Source organism: Bradyrhizobium sp. CCGB01 (genome assembly GCF_024199795.1).
Lineage (GTDB): Bacteria > Pseudomonadota > Alphaproteobacteria > Rhizobiales > Xanthobacteraceae > Bradyrhizobium.
The window spans coordinates 7,418,349-7,435,164 of the sequence record NZ_JANADK010000001.1; the positions used below are offsets into that span (position 1 = coordinate 7,418,349).

Annotated in this window: 22 protein-coding genes; 10 read left to right on the top strand and 12 right to left on the bottom strand. The window is 63.6% G+C overall.

Annotated elements, in window-relative coordinates; translation table 11 throughout:
* Positions 1-116 precede the first annotated feature (116 nt).
* The 4 genes from NLM25_RS34925 (at position 117) to NLM25_RS34940 (ending at position 2,853) form a co-directional block, all read left to right on the top strand.
* Positions 117-305, top strand: a complete 189-nt coding sequence (locus NLM25_RS34925) for a DUF4169 family protein (RefSeq protein ID WP_254122393.1) — start codon at positions 117-119, stop codon at positions 303-305.
* Positions 302-556: a ribbon-helix-helix domain-containing protein gene (locus NLM25_RS34930; RefSeq protein ID WP_027529561.1), complete on the top strand. Its 255-nt coding sequence runs from the start codon at positions 302-304 to the stop codon at positions 554-556. Before NLM25_RS34925 ends, NLM25_RS34930 begins: the two co-directional genes overlap by 4 nt.
* Positions 557-671: 115 nt before the next feature.
* Positions 672-947 carry a FeoA family protein gene (locus NLM25_RS34935; protein ID WP_254122394.1) on the top strand — a complete coding sequence of 92 codons (276 nt, stop codon included), beginning with the start codon at positions 672-674 and terminating at the stop codon, positions 945-947.
* A gap of 34 nt (positions 948-981) precedes the next feature.
* A complete protein-coding gene (locus tag NLM25_RS34940) occupies positions 982-2,853 on the top strand; it encodes a ferrous iron transporter B (RefSeq protein ID WP_254139892.1) in 1,872 nt (623 codons plus the stop codon).
* Positions 2,854-3,267: 414 nt separating this feature from the next.
* Here NLM25_RS34940 and NLM25_RS34945 read toward each other — a convergent pair whose 3' ends face one another.
* The 5 genes from NLM25_RS34945 to NLM25_RS34965 all read right to left on the bottom strand — a co-directional run bounded on the left by NLM25_RS34945 (position 3,268) and on the right by NLM25_RS34965 (position 6,351).
* Complete coding sequence (locus tag NLM25_RS34945; RefSeq protein WP_254139893.1) at positions 3,268-3,585, bottom strand: hypothetical protein; 318 nt, start codon at positions 3,583-3,585, stop codon at positions 3,268-3,270.
* A 20-nt stretch (positions 3,586-3,605) separates the two neighbouring features.
* Positions 3,606-4,076, bottom strand: coding sequence for a DUF302 domain-containing protein (locus tag NLM25_RS34950; RefSeq protein WP_254139894.1), 471 nt, complete (start codon positions 4,074-4,076; stop codon positions 3,606-3,608).
* Positions 4,077-4,083: 7 nt separating this feature from the next.
* On the bottom strand, positions 4,084-4,632 hold the full coding sequence (locus NLM25_RS34955) for a c-type cytochrome (protein ID WP_254139895.1): 549 nt from the start codon (positions 4,630-4,632) through the stop codon (positions 4,084-4,086).
* Entirely contained in the window at positions 4,619-5,890 is a 1,272-nt protein-coding gene (gene soxC, locus NLM25_RS34960) for a sulfite dehydrogenase (protein ID WP_254139896.1), read from the bottom strand. The genes NLM25_RS34955 and soxC overlap by 14 nt, the downstream gene beginning before the upstream one ends.
* Positions 5,891-6,012: 122 nt before the next feature.
* Positions 6,013-6,351, bottom strand: a complete 339-nt coding sequence (locus tag NLM25_RS34965) for a carboxymuconolactone decarboxylase family protein (RefSeq protein WP_375167856.1) — start codon at positions 6,349-6,351, stop codon at positions 6,013-6,015.
* Positions 6,352-6,457: 106 nt separating this feature from the next.
* Between NLM25_RS34965 and NLM25_RS34970 the strand changes: the two genes are divergently transcribed.
* The 4 genes from NLM25_RS34970 (at position 6,458) to NLM25_RS34985 (ending at position 11,412) form a co-directional block, all read left to right on the top strand.
* The gene (locus NLM25_RS34970; protein WP_254139897.1) at positions 6,458-7,393 is read left to right on the top strand and encodes an AraC family transcriptional regulator; all 936 of its coding nucleotides are present in this window, start codon (positions 6,458-6,460) and stop codon (positions 7,391-7,393) included.
* Positions 7,394-7,562: 169 nt separating this feature from the next.
* The gene (locus tag NLM25_RS34975; protein WP_254139898.1) at positions 7,563-9,074 is read left to right on the top strand and encodes an ATPase domain-containing protein; all 1,512 of its coding nucleotides are present in this window, start codon (positions 7,563-7,565) and stop codon (positions 9,072-9,074) included.
* Positions 9,071-10,777 carry a response regulator gene (locus NLM25_RS34980; RefSeq protein WP_254139899.1) on the top strand — a complete coding sequence of 569 codons (1,707 nt, stop codon included), beginning with the start codon at positions 9,071-9,073 and terminating at the stop codon, positions 10,775-10,777. Before NLM25_RS34975 ends, NLM25_RS34980 begins: the two co-directional genes overlap by 4 nt.
* A gap of 179 nt (positions 10,778-10,956) precedes the next feature.
* Positions 10,957-11,412: a hypothetical protein gene (locus NLM25_RS34985; protein WP_254139900.1), complete on the top strand. Its 456-nt coding sequence runs from the start codon at positions 10,957-10,959 to the stop codon at positions 11,410-11,412.
* Between the two features lie 182 nt (positions 11,413-11,594).
* On the opposite strand, the gene NLM25_RS34990 is transcribed toward NLM25_RS34985, so the two are convergent.
* Positions 11,595-12,350 carry an outer membrane protein gene (locus tag NLM25_RS34990; protein WP_254122404.1) on the bottom strand — a complete coding sequence of 252 codons (756 nt, stop codon included), beginning with the start codon at positions 12,348-12,350 and terminating at the stop codon, positions 11,595-11,597.
* 158 nt (positions 12,351-12,508) lie between these two features.
* A complete protein-coding gene (locus NLM25_RS34995) occupies positions 12,509-12,772 on the bottom strand; it encodes a hypothetical protein (protein WP_254141315.1) in 264 nt (87 codons plus the stop codon).
* A 180-nt stretch (positions 12,773-12,952) separates the two neighbouring features.
* Here NLM25_RS34995 and NLM25_RS35000 point away from each other — a divergent pair, with 180 nt between their 5' ends.
* Positions 12,953-13,450, top strand: coding sequence for a GNAT family N-acetyltransferase (locus NLM25_RS35000; protein WP_254139901.1), 498 nt, complete (start codon positions 12,953-12,955; stop codon positions 13,448-13,450).
* Between the two features lie 10 nt (positions 13,451-13,460).
* On the opposite strand, the gene NLM25_RS35005 is transcribed toward NLM25_RS35000, so the two are convergent.
* Together NLM25_RS35005 and NLM25_RS35010 are read right to left on the bottom strand one after the other, a co-directional pair.
* Positions 13,461-13,946, bottom strand: coding sequence for a YkgB family protein (locus NLM25_RS35005; RefSeq protein ID WP_254139902.1), 486 nt, complete (start codon positions 13,944-13,946; stop codon positions 13,461-13,463).
* Positions 13,947-14,156: 210 nt separating this feature from the next.
* On the bottom strand, positions 14,157-14,522 hold the full coding sequence (locus NLM25_RS35010; protein WP_254139903.1) for a response regulator: 366 nt from the start codon (positions 14,520-14,522) through the stop codon (positions 14,157-14,159).
* 228 nt (positions 14,523-14,750) lie between these two features.
* Between NLM25_RS35010 and NLM25_RS35015 the strand changes: the two genes are divergently transcribed.
* Positions 14,751-14,978: a hypothetical protein gene (locus tag NLM25_RS35015; protein ID WP_254122409.1), complete on the top strand. Its 228-nt coding sequence runs from the start codon at positions 14,751-14,753 to the stop codon at positions 14,976-14,978.
* Between the two features lie 173 nt (positions 14,979-15,151).
* Here the strand turns inward: NLM25_RS35015 and NLM25_RS35020 are convergent, their stop codons facing one another.
* From NLM25_RS35020 to NLM25_RS35030, 3 genes are all read right to left on the bottom strand, one after another.
* Positions 15,152-15,385 carry a hypothetical protein gene (locus NLM25_RS35020; RefSeq protein ID WP_254139904.1) on the bottom strand — a complete coding sequence of 78 codons (234 nt, stop codon included), beginning with the start codon at positions 15,383-15,385 and terminating at the stop codon, positions 15,152-15,154.
* A 23-nt stretch (positions 15,386-15,408) separates the two neighbouring features.
* Positions 15,409-16,524, bottom strand: a complete 1,116-nt coding sequence (locus NLM25_RS35025; RefSeq protein WP_254139905.1) for a DUF2336 domain-containing protein — start codon at positions 16,522-16,524, stop codon at positions 15,409-15,411.
* A gap of 71 nt (positions 16,525-16,595) precedes the next feature.
* Positions 16,596-16,808 (bottom strand): hypothetical protein, encoded by a 213-nt coding sequence (locus NLM25_RS35030; protein ID WP_254139906.1) that lies wholly within the window; start codon positions 16,806-16,808, stop codon positions 16,596-16,598.
* Positions 16,809-16,816: the final 8 nt, after the last annotated feature.

Genomic DNA, 16,816 nt, shown 5'->3' on the forward strand with positions numbered 1-16,816 from the left:
AGAGGCCGATTGACGAGGACGAGCGAATGGCGATCAAGTCTTGTGGGGCGCAACGCGCCACCCTGTTTCTGAATGTTTCATCTTGTCTGAGGAGGATCGGATGATGGAGACGCGGCATGGGGAACGTCATCAACCTGAATCGTTTCAGGAAGCGCGCCGAGCGGGAAGCCTCGGCGAAGCGGGCGGACGCCAATCGGGCGAAGTTCGGCCGCACGAAGGCGGAGCGGTCGGCGGAGGAGACGCACGCGGACAAGGCGAAGGCGCATCTGGACCAGCATCAGATCGATCGCGAGGATCAGTCATGAAGTCGCCCGTCGTGAAACGATCGATCGTGGTCGCCGGCCACAAGACCAGCGTCAGCCTGGAAGAGGCGTTCTGGAACGGCATGAAGGAGATCTCGGGCCTGCGTAACATGACGCTGTCCGAGCTCGTCGGCGAGATCGACGGCGCCCGCCAGCAGGGCAATCTGTCCTCGGCGATCCGCCTGTTCGTGCTCGACTACTTCAAGAGCCGCGCCATGGCCGCCATCCAGCCGGAAAAGGTCCCGGCTCAGTAGGCGTCAGGGGCGCTTTTCCGGGCGTCCCCCGATCTGCACTTTAAAATCACTCTAAGGTGCAGTTTCGACCGACCCGCGCGCTTGACCTCAATGCCCTGCGTTGAAAATACAGGGCATGACCGACACCAATGACACGCGTTCGCGGATGCCGCTGGGCTTGGCCCAGCGCGGCTATATCGGCGTCATCCAGCACCTTTCCGCCAAGGACGCGGGCTCGGCCCTCTCCGACATCGAGCTCGAGAGCCGGCTGATCGAGCTCGGCTTCGTCGAGGGCGCCCGGATCGAGGTCCTGCACGAGGGGCTGGTCGGGCGCGACCCGATCGCCGTCCGTGTCGACAACATCACGATCGCGGTCCGCCGTCGTGAAGCCATGGCCATCATCGTCGCTTAGATGCCGACCGGACCCCGATCCAAGGCCTGATCCCATGGAATTACCCCTGCTGCATCTCGCCCTGGTCGGCACGCCAAACAGCGGCAAGACCTCGCTGTTCAACGCGCTGACCGGCAGCCGGCAGAAGGTCGCGAACTATCCGGGCGTCACCGTCGAGCGCAAGGAAGGCTTCTTCGTCACGCCCCTGGGCCGCCAGGTCTCCGTGGTCGACCTGCCCGGCACCTATTCGCTGCGCGGCCGCAGCCCGGACGAGGAGATCACCCGCGACTTCGTGCTCGGCAAGGCCTCCGGCGAGACCGTGCCCGACCTCGTGCTGTGCGTGGCCGACTCCACCAATCTGCGCCTGACCATCCGCTTGCTGCTGGAGCTGAAGCGCACCGGCCGGCCGATGATCCTCGTCCTCAACATGTTCGACATCGCGAGCCGCCGCGGCATCACCGTCGACGTCGCGCGGCTCGCCAAGGAGCTCGGCGTGCCCGTGGTCACCTCGATCGCGGTCCGCAAGAGCGGCACGGCCGATCTGCTGGCGCTGACGGACGAAATCTCGGCAAAACTTGCCGAAGAGCCGCAGGAGAACAACTGGCGCGCGCTCAGCGTCGCCGAGCTGCGCGCCACCCAGCGCGAGGCCGACCGCATCATTGCCGACTGCGTCAGCCTGCCTGCCAGACCCGACACCTGGACCGCGCGGATCGATGCCGTGGTGCTGCACCCGGTCGGCGGACTGATCGTGCTCGCGCTGATCCTGTTCGTGATGTTCCAGGCGGTGTTCGCCTGGGCACAGCCGGCGATGGACCTGCTCAAGTCCGGCTTCGACGCGCTCGGGGAGCTCGTGCAGGCCACCCTCCCCGACGGCCTGTTGCAGAGCTTCCTCCAGAACGGCGTGATCTCGGGCGTCGGCAGCGTCATCGTGTTCCTGCCGCAGATCATCCTCATCTTCCTGTTCATCCTGCTGCTGGAAGATTTCGGCTACATGGCGCGCGCGGCGTTCCTGATGGACCGCATCATGGGCGGCGCGGGACTGCACGGCCGCGCCTTCATTCCGCTGCTGTCGAGCTTTGCCTGTGCCATTCCCGGCATCATGGCGACGCGCGTCATCGACGACAAGCGCGACCGGCTGACCACGATCCTGATCGCGCCGCTGATGACCTGCTCGGCGCGCATTCCCGTCTATACGCTGATCATCTCGGCCTTCATTCCGGCGAGAGACGTCTGGGGCTTCATCAACCTCCAGGGCCTCGTGATGTTCGGCCTCTATGCGGCCGGCATCGCCAGCGCGCTGCTGGTCTCGTTCCTGATCAAGTTCTTCATGCTGCGCGACTATGCGCCGGCGCCGTTCATGCTGGAGCTGCCGGACTACAAGATGCCGCGGCTGAAATCGATCGTGATCGGCATCTTCACCCGCGCCAAGATGTTCCTCTATCGCGCCGGCACCACGATCTTCTCGATGATGGTGCTGATCTGGTTCCTGGCCTCGTTCCCGCAGCCGCCCGCGGGCGCGACCGAGCCCGCCATCGACTTCAGCCTCGCCGCGATCATCGGCAAGGCGCTCGAGCCGCTGCTCGCCCCCGTCGGCTTCAACTGGCAGATCGCGGTCGCGCTGATCCCCGGCATGGCGGCGCGCGAGGTCGCGGTGGCCGCGCTCGGCACCGTCTATGCGATCGAAGGCGGCAAGGAGGCCGCCGAGCAGATCGGTCAGGTGCTGGCGACGAAATGGTCGCTCGCGACCGCGCTGTCGATGCTGGCCTGGTACATCTTCGCCCCGCAATGCGCATCCACGCTCGCCGTGATCCGGCGCGAGACCGGAAGCTGGACCTGGATGGCCGTGACCTTCCTCTACATGCTGGTGCTGGCCTATGCCGCGAGCCTCGTGACCTACAACGCCGCGGTCGCGTTAGGGGCGGGATAGCCCCCTCAAAACAAAAGCTGAGAAAACAACCCCATGCACAGTAGACGGGGGTTGTGAAATCAATGGCTTAGGCGGTGCGAGAATTGTCCACTAGCCCGGGTGGAGCGAAGCGTAATCCTCGCTACAGACTGCCCCGGTTGCACCGTCGGGCAAAACACTGGCACAATGACATCATCGCTCTCTGCGCTGGCCGCTAGCGCAGGGGAATCGCATATGGGAGCGATTCCCCTGTGGCCATCCTTCGAGACGCCCGCCGTTGGCGGGCCCTCAGGATGAGGGCCGAGTGCGCGGCCGCTGTTTCGACCGGCACTGATGCCGCTTAGCCTCATCCTGAGGAGACCGCGAAGCGGTCGTCTCGAAGGACGAGGCGTGCGCTGTGATCGCGCAAACCGCCATATGCGATTACCCTAGCCGCTAGCGCGGACCGCTCTGTCCATCCTCCGCCTCGCTCTCCGGCTCCTGTATCAGCACCGCGGGCTCGTCATAGCCTTTGCGGCTGCTGTAGAACACCAGCGCCATCAAGCCGATGCCGACGACCAGCGAGAACGCGACGCCGAGCACCAGCGCGACATAGCCGGACGCCGGCACGCTCGTGTCCGTGCTGGTCCAGCCGAGATAGCCCAGAACGCACGCGGCCACGAGCATCGCGCATAACACCGCGACGACCAGCCATCTCGCGAGCTTGCCGCCTTGGGGAGTGGATGGCGCCTGTTGCCCGTCGGTGCTGTTCATGGACTCTCCTCAAGCGCTTGCTACGGCGCAGTCGCCTTGGTCGCGATCGCATGCAGGGCGCCGGTCATCGCGGTAACCGCAGCCTTGGCCGGCTCGCCGACACCGTGACGCCCGGCGAGCCAGGCGGGATCGTTGTAGGACAGCCAGGTCGCGCCTTGTTCGTCCTGCCAGACCAGCGCTTTCAGCGGCAGGTCGATGCCGATGGTCTGAGCCTGCTGCATCAACGGCGTGCCACCCTTGGCGTTGCCGAAGATGATGAGATCAGTCGGCCGCAACGTCAGACCCACGGCGGCGGCGCCCGCGGCATGATCGACATGGGCGAACACGGTGAGGCCCTTGGCGTTCACTTCGGCCTCCAGTCGCTTCATCGTGTCTTCGGGCCCGAAGTTGCTCTTGATGGTGATGAGTCCGTCTGCGGCCATTGCCTGTGTCTCCCATGAGCATATCGCTGCGACCAGAGCGAGGATCCTGATCAGTGCCGAAAGCCTCATCGCCCGCTCACTTCTTGCGGAACAGTTTGGCCGGATCGAATTCCGGCTCCGGAACGAAGCCGTCGCGATTGGGCATTTTGATTTTCGGCAGGCTGTCCTTGTCGACCTTGCCGTCCGCAGCAACGATGCCGTTGAGGCTCAGGATGTAGGCGGTGACGGCGTAGGTTTCGTCGGTGCTGAGCGAGCCCGGCGTCGGATAGGGCATCGCGCGATGAATGTAGTCGAACAAGGTCGTCGCATAGGGCCAGAAGCTGCCGACGGTCTTGACCGGCATGTTGGAGGCGAGCGTCCCCTGCCCGCCGGCAAGCCGATCCTTGATGCCGCCCTGGCCGTTGTCACCATGACAGGCTGCGCAATTGTCGGAAAACACCTGCTTGCCCTGCGCGACCGTACCGCTGCCGTCAGGCAGGCCTTTGCCGTCGGGGCCGATATCGATATCCCACAGCTTGATCTCGGCCGGCGTTGCGGGACGGCCGAAATCGAACGCCAACGCGGGGGCTGCGAGCAAACCAGTCGCGAGGATGCCGGCGAGAAACAGCTTGCTATGCGAGGACATTGCGGACCCTCCCGGCCTCATCGATGCTCCAGGTCTGCTGGGCGTTGTAGTGAAACAGCGCATTGCTCCCCATCGCGGCGATGAAGGACTGCCGGTCCGGCTGAACGTTGCCCTTCTCGTCGGTCGAGCGGCTCACGATCTTGGTCGACTTGCCGTCCCAGACCCAATCCATCTGGAAGCGTACCTGCGCCTTCGACAGCACCGGCAGGCTCAGTTGCGCCTGCTTCCACGTCTTCGCGCCGTCGGTCGAGATCTCGACCTTGGCGATCTTGCCATGGCCGCTCCAGGCAAGGCCGGAGATGCGGTTGTAGCCCGGCTGAATCTGCATCATGCCCGAGGGCTGCGTGATGACCGAATTGGTTTCCATCCTGAGCTGGAATTGCCGCGCCTTGCCGTCCGCCAGCAGCTGCGTGTAGCGCGCCGTCTCCCAGCGCGTCATCCAGGGCGCGTTGCCGAATTTGAGGCGGCGCAGCCATTTGATGTTGAGGTTGCCCTCGAAGCCCGGCATCACGAGCCGCATCGGAAAGCCGTGTGCAGGCCGCAGCGGCTCGCCGTTCTGCCCATAGGCGACGAAGGCTTCGTTGACGATCTCGTCGGTGAGCGGGATGCTGCGATCGACGCCTGCGCCGTCGCCGCCCTCGGCCAGCATCCAGTTCGAGCCCTTGTCCTTGGCGACGAGGTCGATCAGGAATTTCAGCGGCACGCCGGTCCATTCATTGGTGCTGACGAGACCATGCGTGTTCTGCACCGTGATGTCGGGATCGGCCTTTTTCCAGTTTTCCCAGCCGTTGCCGGTGCATTCGATGAACACGACGCGCGTCACCGACGGCATCCGCTTCAGGTCCTCGACACTGAACACCAGCGGCTTTTGCACAAGGCCATGGATGAGGAGCCGGTGCTGCGCCGGATCGATATCGGGCACGCCGGAATGACTGCGCTCGTAATGCAGATCGGTCGGCGTGATGTTGCCGACGAGCTTATGGTGCGGCGTCTTGGAATTGATGGCATCGCCGGGGTCGACGTTGCGCTTGCCCGGTGTGGACTCCGGAATGCGATCGAGCTTTGCGAAACGGGAGCGCTCGCTGTGTGCGCTGAGATCGGCGCCGGGGCCGCGATCGGGAATGTCGGCCAGTATCTCGGCGCCGGCCGCCTCGGTCGCGACCGCGCCCAAAATGCCCGCCGAGAGGCCTCCCACGAAGCCGCGGCGTGACACATTCGCAGGTCGTGGCAATATCTCAGTCGGAGTCTTGGACGACATATTCGCCTCCGTTTACCAATCGTGCTTTTGGGAAATTACGTCCGCCTTCATGTCCCCAAATCTAGCGGACGCTGCGAAGATGGCTCGTTAGGTGATGTTAGAAGGAATGAGCGTCGGTGAATTCACGCGTCCCTGAAAGCCTCGTGCGCGCGGGTCGAATAGACCAACGCCGCACCGGCATTGACCGAGATTGCGGTGCCGAGCGCCTCCGCAATCTCGCCCTCACTCGCGCCATGTTTTTTCGCTTCAGCGGCGTGAACAGTGATGCAGCCGTCGCAGCGCAGACTGATGGCGACGGCGAGCGCGATCAGCTCGCGCGTCTTCGCATCGAGATGACCGGTCTTGGCGCCTGCGCCGCTCAGGGTCGCGTAACCCTTGACCGTATCCGGCGCCAGCTTCCCGATCTCGCCGACGCCCGCGACGACCTGACGGCGGTAGTTGTTCCAGTCGAGCATTGCCATGTTATGCTTCCTCGCTGCCTTGACGCGCACAGGTTAGATGCGCTTTGCCGCTCCGTGGATGGCCAGGCGGCTCGGAGACATGTCCGGGCGGATCAAGGGGAGAGAAATGTCCGAGACGGACGCGGCGGAGCTGTTGAAGGCGATGGTGCCGCTGTTCAGGATCCGTCCCGTGTTCGAGGACTCCTGCAAGTTCGGCGGCGGCTGGGAGTCGCTGCACGCGCCAAACGGCAGAGGATGGGCGCAATTCCACATGGTCACACGCGGCTCTTGTGTGGTCGAGCGCCCGGGCCTTGACCCGCTGAGGCTGGAGGCTGGTGACATTCTGCTGCTGCCGCACGGCGACAGTCACGCGGTCCGCAGTCGAACGGGGCGCGCTGCCGGGCGGATCAAGACCGAGGTCCGAAATGGCGTCCGCCAGCGCGCGACGGTTGATGCCGAGGTCGATACAGAGCTGCTGTGTGGCCGGTTTCTGTTCGAGACGACGGACGAGAACCCGCTGATTGCCGCCCTTCCCGACGAGATCATCCTGCGCACAGCGGGCGAGCCGTTGCTGGAGAGGTTTCGGCGCCTGTTGACCGATATCCGCGAAGAGCTGGATGCCGGGAGGGTCGGGTCGGAGGTGGTTGCGGCCGATCTCGCGAGGGCGCTGTTCGTCATGATGCTGCGCGACCATCTCGCAGACGACGCAACCGGCAATGGGACGGTGTCGCTCTTGCGCGACCGCACCACGGCCCGTGTCGTGTCCGCGATCCTCGGCGATCTCGCCCGGGACTGGACGCTCGATGAGATGGCGGCCGTTGCGATCACCTCGCGCGCGACATTGGTGCGGGCATTTCAAAAGCGTGCGGGGATCGCACCGATGGCGTTCTTGTCCGATTTGAGATTGACGATCGCTCGCAAGCGGCTGGCCGGTACCTCCGATCCGATCGCGAAAATCGCGGGCGAGGTCGGCTATGCGTCCGAAGGCGCCTTGAGCAAGGCCGTCATGCGCAGATACGGCATACGACCCGGCGCCCTGCGCATGGCGAAGCCGCAGCAGTAGCGACCGTCAGGACAGCGGTTCCCACAGGGGCCCATTTCCCGCAAAGGAACTTGGGGCCGTCCTTCGAGTTCCTTATCGACATTCCCTTTTCGGTGGAAGCCTTTGGCTGCCAGCCGCGGGACTCAACACCCATGACGCCCTTTCCGGGGTAAAAGCGTCAGGACGTTCGATGATCACCACAGCCAGCGCCGCTCAGGACGGTGAGCCGGATTTGCCGAGGGTTTCGACCGGCAGCGAGGGGCTCGACGACATCCTCGGAGGCGGCTTCGACGCCAATCGGATGTATCTCTACGAGGGACGGCCCGGCACCGGCAAGACCACCATAGCGCTGCAATTCCTGCTGAAGGGCGCCCGTAACGGCGAACGCGTGCTTTACATCTCGCTATCCGAAACCAGGCCCGAGCTGGACCTCGTGGCGCAGCGGCACGGCTGGTCGCTCGAAGGGGTCGACATCTTCGAACTGGTGCCGGCGGAGACGACCCTCGATCCCGACCGCGAGCTCACGGTGTTTCATCCGGCCGAGATGGAGCTGAACGAAACGACCGGCCTGATCTTCAGGGAGGTCGAACGGATCAATCCGACCCGCGTGGTGCTCGACAGCCTCTCCGAACTGCGCCTGCTTGCCCAGAACCCGCTCCGTTACAGGCGCCAGGTACTGGCGCTGAAGCATTTCTTCACCAACCGCAACTGCACGGTCGTGCTGCTCGACGATCTTTCGTCATCCCAGGACGACCTCCAGCTCCACTCCATTGCGCACGGCGTGGTGATGCTCGAACAACTTGCCCTCGACTACGGCGCAGAACGGCGGCGGCTTCGTGTGATCAAGATGCGCGGTATTCGTTTTCGCGGCGGCTTCCACGATTTCACGATCGAGCGGGGAGGCTTGCGGATTTTTCCCCGCCTGGTCGCGGCCGAGCATCATAAGGCCTTCCTGGGCGAGTTCACGCCGAGCGGCAACGCGGAGATCGACCAGCTTCTGGGCGGCGGTCTCGAGCGCGGCACGAACGCGCTTCTCATCGGCTCCGCCGGCGTCGGTAAATCGTCCCTTGCGCTGACCTATGCGATCGCGGCGGCCGAGCGAGGCGAGCACGCGGTATTCTTCGCGTTCGATGAGGGCCGAGGCACCGTCGAGGCTCGCGCGAAGTCGCTTGGCTTGCCCGTCGAAAAGCACTTCGCATCGGGACTGATCCGGTTTCAACAGATCGATCCGGCCGAGCAGTCCCCGGGCGAGTTCGCCGCAAACGTGCGGAAAAGCGTCGAAGCCGACAATGCCCGCATTGTCATCATCGACAGCCTGAACGGCTATCTGAACGCCATGCCCGACGAGCGATTTCTCGTCCTCCAGATGCACGAGCTCCTGACCTATCTGGGGCAGCAAGGCGTGATGACCATTCTGATCCTTGCCCAGCATGGGCTGGTCGGGCCGATGGAGACGCCGCTCGACATAAGCTATTTGAGTGATGCGGTGCTGATGCTGCGCTATTTCGAGTCGGCCGGAACGGTTCGGCGCGCATTGTCGGTCGTCAAGAAGCGCAGCGGCCATCATGAGCATACCATCCGCGAGTTTCGCCTCACCGGCGCCGGCATCACGCTCGGGCCGCCGCTGAAAAACTTCAGCGGCATCTTTTCCGGCACGCCGCAATATACCGGCACGACAATGCCGGGAGGATCGCTGGAATGAGCTCGAACCGCGATCGCCACATTCTCGTCTACGCACCGATCGGCCGCGACGGAGCGGCGTCCACCGAGCTTTTCCGCAGCTCGAATCTGGAAGCGGTCAACTGCCGTAGCCTCCCGGAACTCGTCAGCGAGATGGGCGCCGGGGTCGGCGCGGTTTTTCTTGCCGAGGAAGGACTGTTCGGCAAGGACATGACCGCACTGGCAGAGTGGGTCGAGAGGCAGCCGCCATGGTCCGACCTCCCTTTCGTCATCCTGACCAGCCACCGCGAGCAGCCGCCGGTCGTCGCCTGGCGCCGCCAGATCGTCGAGGTTCTCCGCAACGTCTCCCTGCTCGAGCGGCCGGTTCAGCCCATGACGCTGACCAGCACGATCCAGTCGGCGCTGAGAGCACGCCGGCGTCAGTATGAAATCCGGGCCTTGTTCGAGGCCCGCGAGCAGACCGCTCAGCAACTCGAAAAGCTCGTGGTCGAGCGCACGCGGGCGCTGGCGGAGGCCAACGAGCAACTGCGCGTCGAGATGGACGAGCGCGCCCGGGTCGAGGAGACGCTTCGGCAAGCCCAGAAGATCGAAGCCATCGGACAGCTGACCGGCGGGGTGGCGCACGACTTCAACAATCTGCTGATGGTGATCTCCGGCGGCCTCGACATCCTCGACCGCCAGACCGATCCGGCCCGTCGTCGCCGGCTCATGGACGGGATGGTCCAGGCCGCCCAGCGCGGCGCCAGCCTGACGAGGCAACTTCTTGCGTTCTCCCGCCGGCAGACGCTCCGGCCCGAGCCCGTCGACGTCGCCTCGCAGATGGGAGGCATGCGCGAACTGCTCGATCGAAGCCTGAGAGGCGACGTCCATGTCGAGTTCGATTTTCCGGACACGCTCTGGCCGGTGGAGGTCGATCCCGGCGAGCTCGAACTCGTGATCCTCAACCTCGCCGTCAACGCCCGTGACGCCATGCCCAATGGCGGCACGATCCTCGTGCGCGGGGAAAATCTGCCCGATCTGAATGACGCGCAGATCGCCGGAGACTACGTGCGCCTGTCCGTCGTCGATACCGGTGTCGGCATGGGTCCGGAGATCCTGTCGCGCGTTTTCGAACCATTCTTCACGACCAAGGAGGTCGGAAAGGGCTCGGGGCTCGGGCTGGCCCAGGTCCATGGCTTTGCGACGCAATCACGGGGTACGGTCCGCATCCGATCGGAAGTCGGCCAAGGCACCAGCATCGAACTTTACCTGCCGCGATCGCTCAGCCTTCCCTCCGGGGAGCGGCATCCCATCGATCTCAACAGGGCGCGGCCGAAAAGGAGCAATCATGGCCGAATCCTTCTGGTCGAGGACGATGACGAGGTTGCCGCACTGGTGAGCGAGATGCTCGGGCAGCTCGGCTACGAGGTCACGCGCGCGGCGAGTGGCGCGGCCGCGCTCGGTGCCCTGGCCGACGGACGCGCCGTCGACCTCATCTTTTCCGATATCATGATGCCCGGCGGCATGAATGGGGTCGAGCTGGCGCGGGAGATCAAGAGACGGCGAAGCGACATACCCGTCCTTCTGACCAGCGGATACTCCGAGGCGGCAGTTCACGACGTCGAATTGGCGGGCCTGCAGATCCTGCCGAAACCCTATCATCTCGACGAGCTGGCCGCGGCGCTCAGCGCGGCAAGGTCAGGATCCGGGCTCGATTCGGAGTCCAAGCGTTCCAGCCGGTATTGATGTCGCGCGGTGCCGAAGGCGATCGACGGCCAGCCTCCAGCGCTGCAAGGCGATGTCCGGGGCTACATAGATCTCCTTCGCGCTTGATCTGAATCAAGCTGCCTCGCGCAACGTCTCCAACAATGACCATACGTCGTCGCAACCTGGCCCAGACATGCGGGGGGCACGGAGCGACTGAAATGCCATTGCTGGGGTATTTCTGGAAGGTCGGCGCGGCATTGCTCGCGCTCCTGTTCGTTGCGGACGTTCTCCTGTCCAAGGCACCCGTCATGGAGAACGCGGCCGTGGATCGGCCGGCCATACGCATTCAGTCGGATCGCAAATGGCCCGAGCGGGTGGTCTTCGACACGCACTCACCGGTGATTGCCGGCGCCGCGCCCGTGATCTCGATTGCCGAGGCTGCGACTTCGCCCGACCGCGTCAAGCCTCCCGCTCAAGCGGCGGAGAAGCCGGCGGTGGCGAACGCACTCGCGCTGCTGCCGCGTCCGGATGCGCGCTCGCCCGAAGCAACCGACCGCAAGCGCTCACGCAAGGCCCAGCATGCCGCGATCAGGCCGAAGCGGCAGGTGACGCCACCGATCGTTCTTGCAGCGCGGCAGGGGCAGTTCCCATGGTTCGGATTCAGGTCCTGGTGACTGAGATCCGGCTGACCGGCACCGACGCGTCCGCACAGTTTCCAGTCGGCTTCGGCGTTCGGCAACTCGCCGGGCTCGATCGCCGGAGCCGACGAAGAATCCGACGGAAATCCCTCGCGTCCTTCGGCATGAAAAAGGCCCCGGTCGATGCCGGGGCCTGAAGTTGCTGGGAAGACACAAGCTCAGTAGCGAGCAGCGACCGGCGCGCCGTAACCGCCGAAGCGGTAGTTCAACCGAAGCGTGACCATGTCGATATCCTGGCGGACCCCGTTGCCCAGGAGGGTGAAGCCTCCGGGCGTGACCACGCCTGCGAAGGTTGTGTTGTCATTCCCCATCCAGAGATGGTCGTATTCGACACCGACCGACCAGTTCGGCGTAAAGCCATATTCCCAGCCGACCCCCAGGGCGCCGCCCCAGCGCGTGTGACCTGCGGAGGCCAGGCCAACCCCGGTGACGTTGTTGAATATATCGAAGCGATTGTTGGTCACGGCGGCGCCGCCCTTTACGTAGAACAGCGACTGGTTCCATGCCCAACCGAGTTGGACCGTGAACAGACCAATGGCGTCGGTCTTGCCTGTGGTCGAGATCAAGGGATCGATCAGGCTGACACGCGTGTTCTTGATGTCGGCCCAATCGCCCTGTGCTTCCAGGCCCAGCACAAATTGATTGGTTTGCCAGCGGTACCCGATCTGTCCGCCCACGAGTCCGCCGGAGCGATCAGCGCAACCGCCAGCGACATTCCCGGCGGGCGTTACGAAATCCAAGCAATTATGGGTCTGTCCCCAGCCGCCATTGGCGCCAATGTAGAATCCGCTCCAGCTGTAGACGGCCACCACCGGTGCCGGCGGCGGCGCCTTGACGGCCATGTCGGCTGCCATGGCGGGAGCCGCCACGCTCAGCGCCGCGAAGCTGATCGCAGCAATCGAAAGCTTTCTCATGTCTCGTCCCCTTCTAGTTCTTTTCGTTCAAAAATGGGCACCTATGCTGGGTGGCGTGCATAAGTCGCGCGAACATCCAGAAGTTTACGCGGCAGACGACTCCAGGCCCGTAACAAAATGGCAACACCCAGGCGCCATTTCTATGCACGGTAAGATGCTTATTCGACATTCGGAGCTGCAGGCGGCGGAGAGGTTCCTTCATCGTTGAGCCACGCCTGGATCTCCGACGCCGGAATGAGCCGCCTGGGGACGTGGGGATTGATCGTGCCTGCAAAGACGGCGAGGCCTTCGTCGAGCTTTGTGCGCGCGAAACGCTTGGCTTCGTCCTCGGTCACGAAAGTCTTCGTCTCGCGCGGACTGCGCTGCCTCGGCAAGGCACCACGCTGTCGAACATCAAAGGTGACGTACCAGGTCGGGATCATCACACCCCCAACAGACCACAAGCCCCCGCCTGTCGCGGTTGTGGCGTGGTCGTCATCCTAACGCTTGATTCAAATCAAGCCAGCGCTGATGCGGACGATTGACACGTCGGGCCAAACCGCCGAAGGACGTATCAGCGGCGAGTAAACGATGTCCGGTTTCGAAAGCGGCTATCGAGGGCCATGGATCAGTTCAGCACCGATCGATTGACCGCCGAGAAGCTGCGCGAAGACCACCTCGCCGATCTGGTCGCGCTGCATCTCGATGCCGACGTGTCCCGCTATCTCGGCGGCGTGCGTACGCCCGAGGTGACGAAGACCTATCTCGCGGTCAACATGGCCCATTGGGACCAGCACGGTTTTGGGCTGTTTGTGCTGCGAACGAAAGACGGCGCGTTCGCCGGACGGGCCGGGATCAGGCACATTCTCGTGGACGGAATCGACGAGATCGAGATTGCCTACACGTTCAAGCGCGACCTCTGGGGCAAGGGACTTGCGAGCGAGATCGCAGCCGCGCTGACGGAAATCGGGCTGTCACAGCTCAAGCTCCCGTCCCTCATCGGCCTGGTTTTCGTCGCACATGGCGCGTCACGTCGCGTGCTGGAGAAGACGAACTATGTCCTGGAGAAGAGCACCACGCATCACGGCGAGGACGTCGTGATCTACCGCATGCGTCGGTAAGAGGCGCGTCTCAGCCGGTGCGGAGCCGAACGACCGATTGCGGCAGGGAGGCGAGAAACAACACCACGCAGACACAGAGCAGGACGATGTCCTTGAACAGGAACTCGCCGGTAAGATTCCACGCCATCGGATCGGTCGAAAGGCTCCAGGTGACGACGCCCGGCGTCGTGAAGAAGAACGACCACGTGACCGCGAAGGTCACGATGCCCATGAATGAACCGAGCGCAGACAAGATCGGACTGAAGCTGCCGGCCGCGAGCAGCGCCGCAATCACGAACTCGGCGACACCGAGAAAATAGGCCTCGCCCCTCAGGCCGAACACCGACAGCCAGGAGATGAACGGGCTGTTGGTGATGAACTGGGCGATGCCTTGTGCGGATTGCGGGGTGAATTTCTGCATTCCAAACGATACGAAGATGACCACCATCACCCAGCGGAGAATGGCGAGAGGACGATAAGAACCGCCTCCATTCTCAGCGACGTTGAACCCTTGCATGTGACGATCTCTCCCCGGATTGCATGTTGTTCAGCTCTGCGAAAACAGCTTCGCTGAAGGCAGTACGGAGAGAAGCGGCCGTCGTTACCCCCGCATCGGGGTTTCACTGATCACAGCTGCGTGCGATGCGCGTGTTCGCGGCGCGGTCGACTAACCGCGGGACGGGCGGTCCCGGATTACGCTGCGCTCCATCCGGGCGAACACACAGGTTCAAAGCTCATGGAGCGCGGCGATGAGCCGTTCGGGGTGAAACGGCTTTTCGAGAAGCACGCTGTTGGGCACGCCTTGCGACTTCCATAAACCCAAATCGGCGCCGGCCATCATGTACACGACCGGAAGGTCCGGATGCTTCTCTCGCATTCTCCGGGCCACATCCCAACCGCTCAGCTTGCCGCCAAGACAGACGTCGGTCACGAGCGCCTTGTGATGCTTCCCCCTGGCGACGAAGATAGTGATCGCCTCCTCGCCCGACGAAAGGATGTCCGACGCGAAGCCGGCTTCGGCCAACGCGCTCTCGAGCACGCCCTGGAGTGGATATTCGTCTTCCACGATCAGGATCGAAGGCGGTTCCGACATCAGTGGCCTTGAGCTTCGACTTGGGCTGGCCGGCGATCCGTCGCAGCACGTAACATTTTCAGTTGGCGCGAGGTACGGCACGAATGTGCGCCTTTGTTGACGATGCTCTGCAGTTCCGCGGTTTCCCACTGTGGACCCTGAACGCCTGTTCAAGAAAGTTTCCTGACAGTTCCTGCAACAGGCGATGGCGGCAGTTGTTGACTCCCGGACGATGCAAAGGAGGAACAGATGAAGAAGCTGACTTATGCTCTCGCGGCGGTAGCGACGCTTGCAATCGGTGCCCCCACCATCGCCAATGCGGCCGGCGTCGGCGTCTATGTCGGCGGCGACAGGGATTACTATGGTCCGCGCGCTCGCATCTACGAGCATGACCGCGGCTGGCATCACGGCTGGTACCACCGCGACCGCGATTACGACCGCAGCGTTGTGATCCGCCGTCATTACTGGGACGATTAGCGACGGCCGGCAACATCAAGCAGGCAAGATCAAGCAGAAAGGCCTCGCTTCGGCGAGGCCTTTTTATTTCCGGATTTCGTATATGCAAATCTGATCGTTCGGCGGCGAAGTTCGCAGGCCGGTCAAGCGCAGCGAAATCTCTAATCCCTGGCCATCCGGGCTACCACGGCACCTTACCGGAAATACCCCAGCACCAGATCGATATCCGAACTGCCGGCGGCCGTGCCGTTCAGCTCGGCGTCGATGACGCGGCGGCAGGCTGCGATCGCGGCGTGGTCGCCGAGATCGTTGGCGGCTTCCAGCACGAGCCATGCGGCGTCGACGGAAGCCTTCTCCGGGGCCGATCCGCTCGTCTCGGCGTTGAGCCTCTTGGTCTTGCGGACTGCGGTGCCGAATTGAGGCAACATGGCAAATACTCCCCTCTTCGTGCTCAGTGAATCTGGAGCTCGGGCTGACGGCCCGCTTCACCCGCACCGGTCTTGCGCGACTGGTAGAACTTCAGGACGCTGCGCGAGGTCTCGATCTTGAGCTTGCCGAAGTCGCGCTCGTTGTCATGGAGCTCACGCGCCGTGATCAGATGGTCCTTGGCACCGAGGAACAGCAGCGACATCGTCGTGTTCCACGAGAAATCGAGCGCCTTGCATAGCACCAGGAGGATCTCGCGGTTGCGGTCCATCATCGCGCGCTCGATCACGTCGACCGGCAGCGACGACAGCAGCGACAGGCCGATCTGCACCTCGTCGAAACGGTGCTGGCGCGCATAGTTCGAGATCGAATCCTGGTTGAGGTTGCCCTGGCGGTACTGCGTCGTCACTACGCGCTTGGCGACGAAATAGCTGCGCGAGGACGGACCGAACTTGGATTGCAAATCGCCGGTGACCTCGGTCACCGAGCTCTGGATTTGCGCCATCATCTCGGGGCGCTCGTGCTCGAGGCGGCGACGGACGTCTTCCGACGCTTTCGCGATGAGCTGCTGGAAGATGTGGCGCGGCACGTCCTTGCGCAGGCCGAGCTGCTCGGCGAGGATCGAGTCGCCTTCCGCGCGGCGGACCATGTGCAGCAGGCCCGAGCCCGAGAAGCGCGCGCCCTCGTTCTTCGCGACGGAGGTGACGACCTCCTGGTTGCCGCGCTTGACCAGCACGTCGGTGACGGCTTCGCCGATCGACTCGCGCTGGGCGATCGCAAGCAGATGCGCCTGCCCCTTGGTCAGGGCGCTCTCGACCAGCATCTTCTCGTCGATCCGCGTGGAGTCGCGCAGCACCGGACCGGCAACCTCGATCTCGTCGTCGAGCGCGAGCTTCTGGATGACGCTGAGCGGCGCGTGGTCGCAAGCCGACATCAGCTCGGAGAGCTGCGCCCGCGCGGCGACCTCGATCTCGTCGGCGAGCTTGCCGATGACCTCGCCGAACATGCTGATCTCGTCGTCGCTATAGCGGCCGGTGATCAGGATGTCGGTCGCGTGCCACAACGCCTTCGCCCGGCTCTCGTCGGTGCCCCGCGCGATCGCGTCGTCCAGATCCTGCAGAAGCGATTTCGCCCCGTTCATCTCGATACCCCAGTTCTTGGCGAGCCATCCTGCTTGTGCTGGCAGGACGCCGAATTCCTCTGGGAACGAGACTAGGGAACAAACGCGCAAATCCGGTAAAACCGGCAGCGCAGTTTTGCCGAGGAAAATTCATTAAAATGCAAGGGAACGGGTTTACCGGCGAGCAAGGCCTCGGCGGCGGCAAAGGATGACGGGGACTGCGAAGCTGCCCGGCCTTCATGGTTCGAGACGCGCCGAAGACGGCGCTCCTCACCATGAGGGTCTAAGATGTCGCCGAGAAACAAGACCTCAT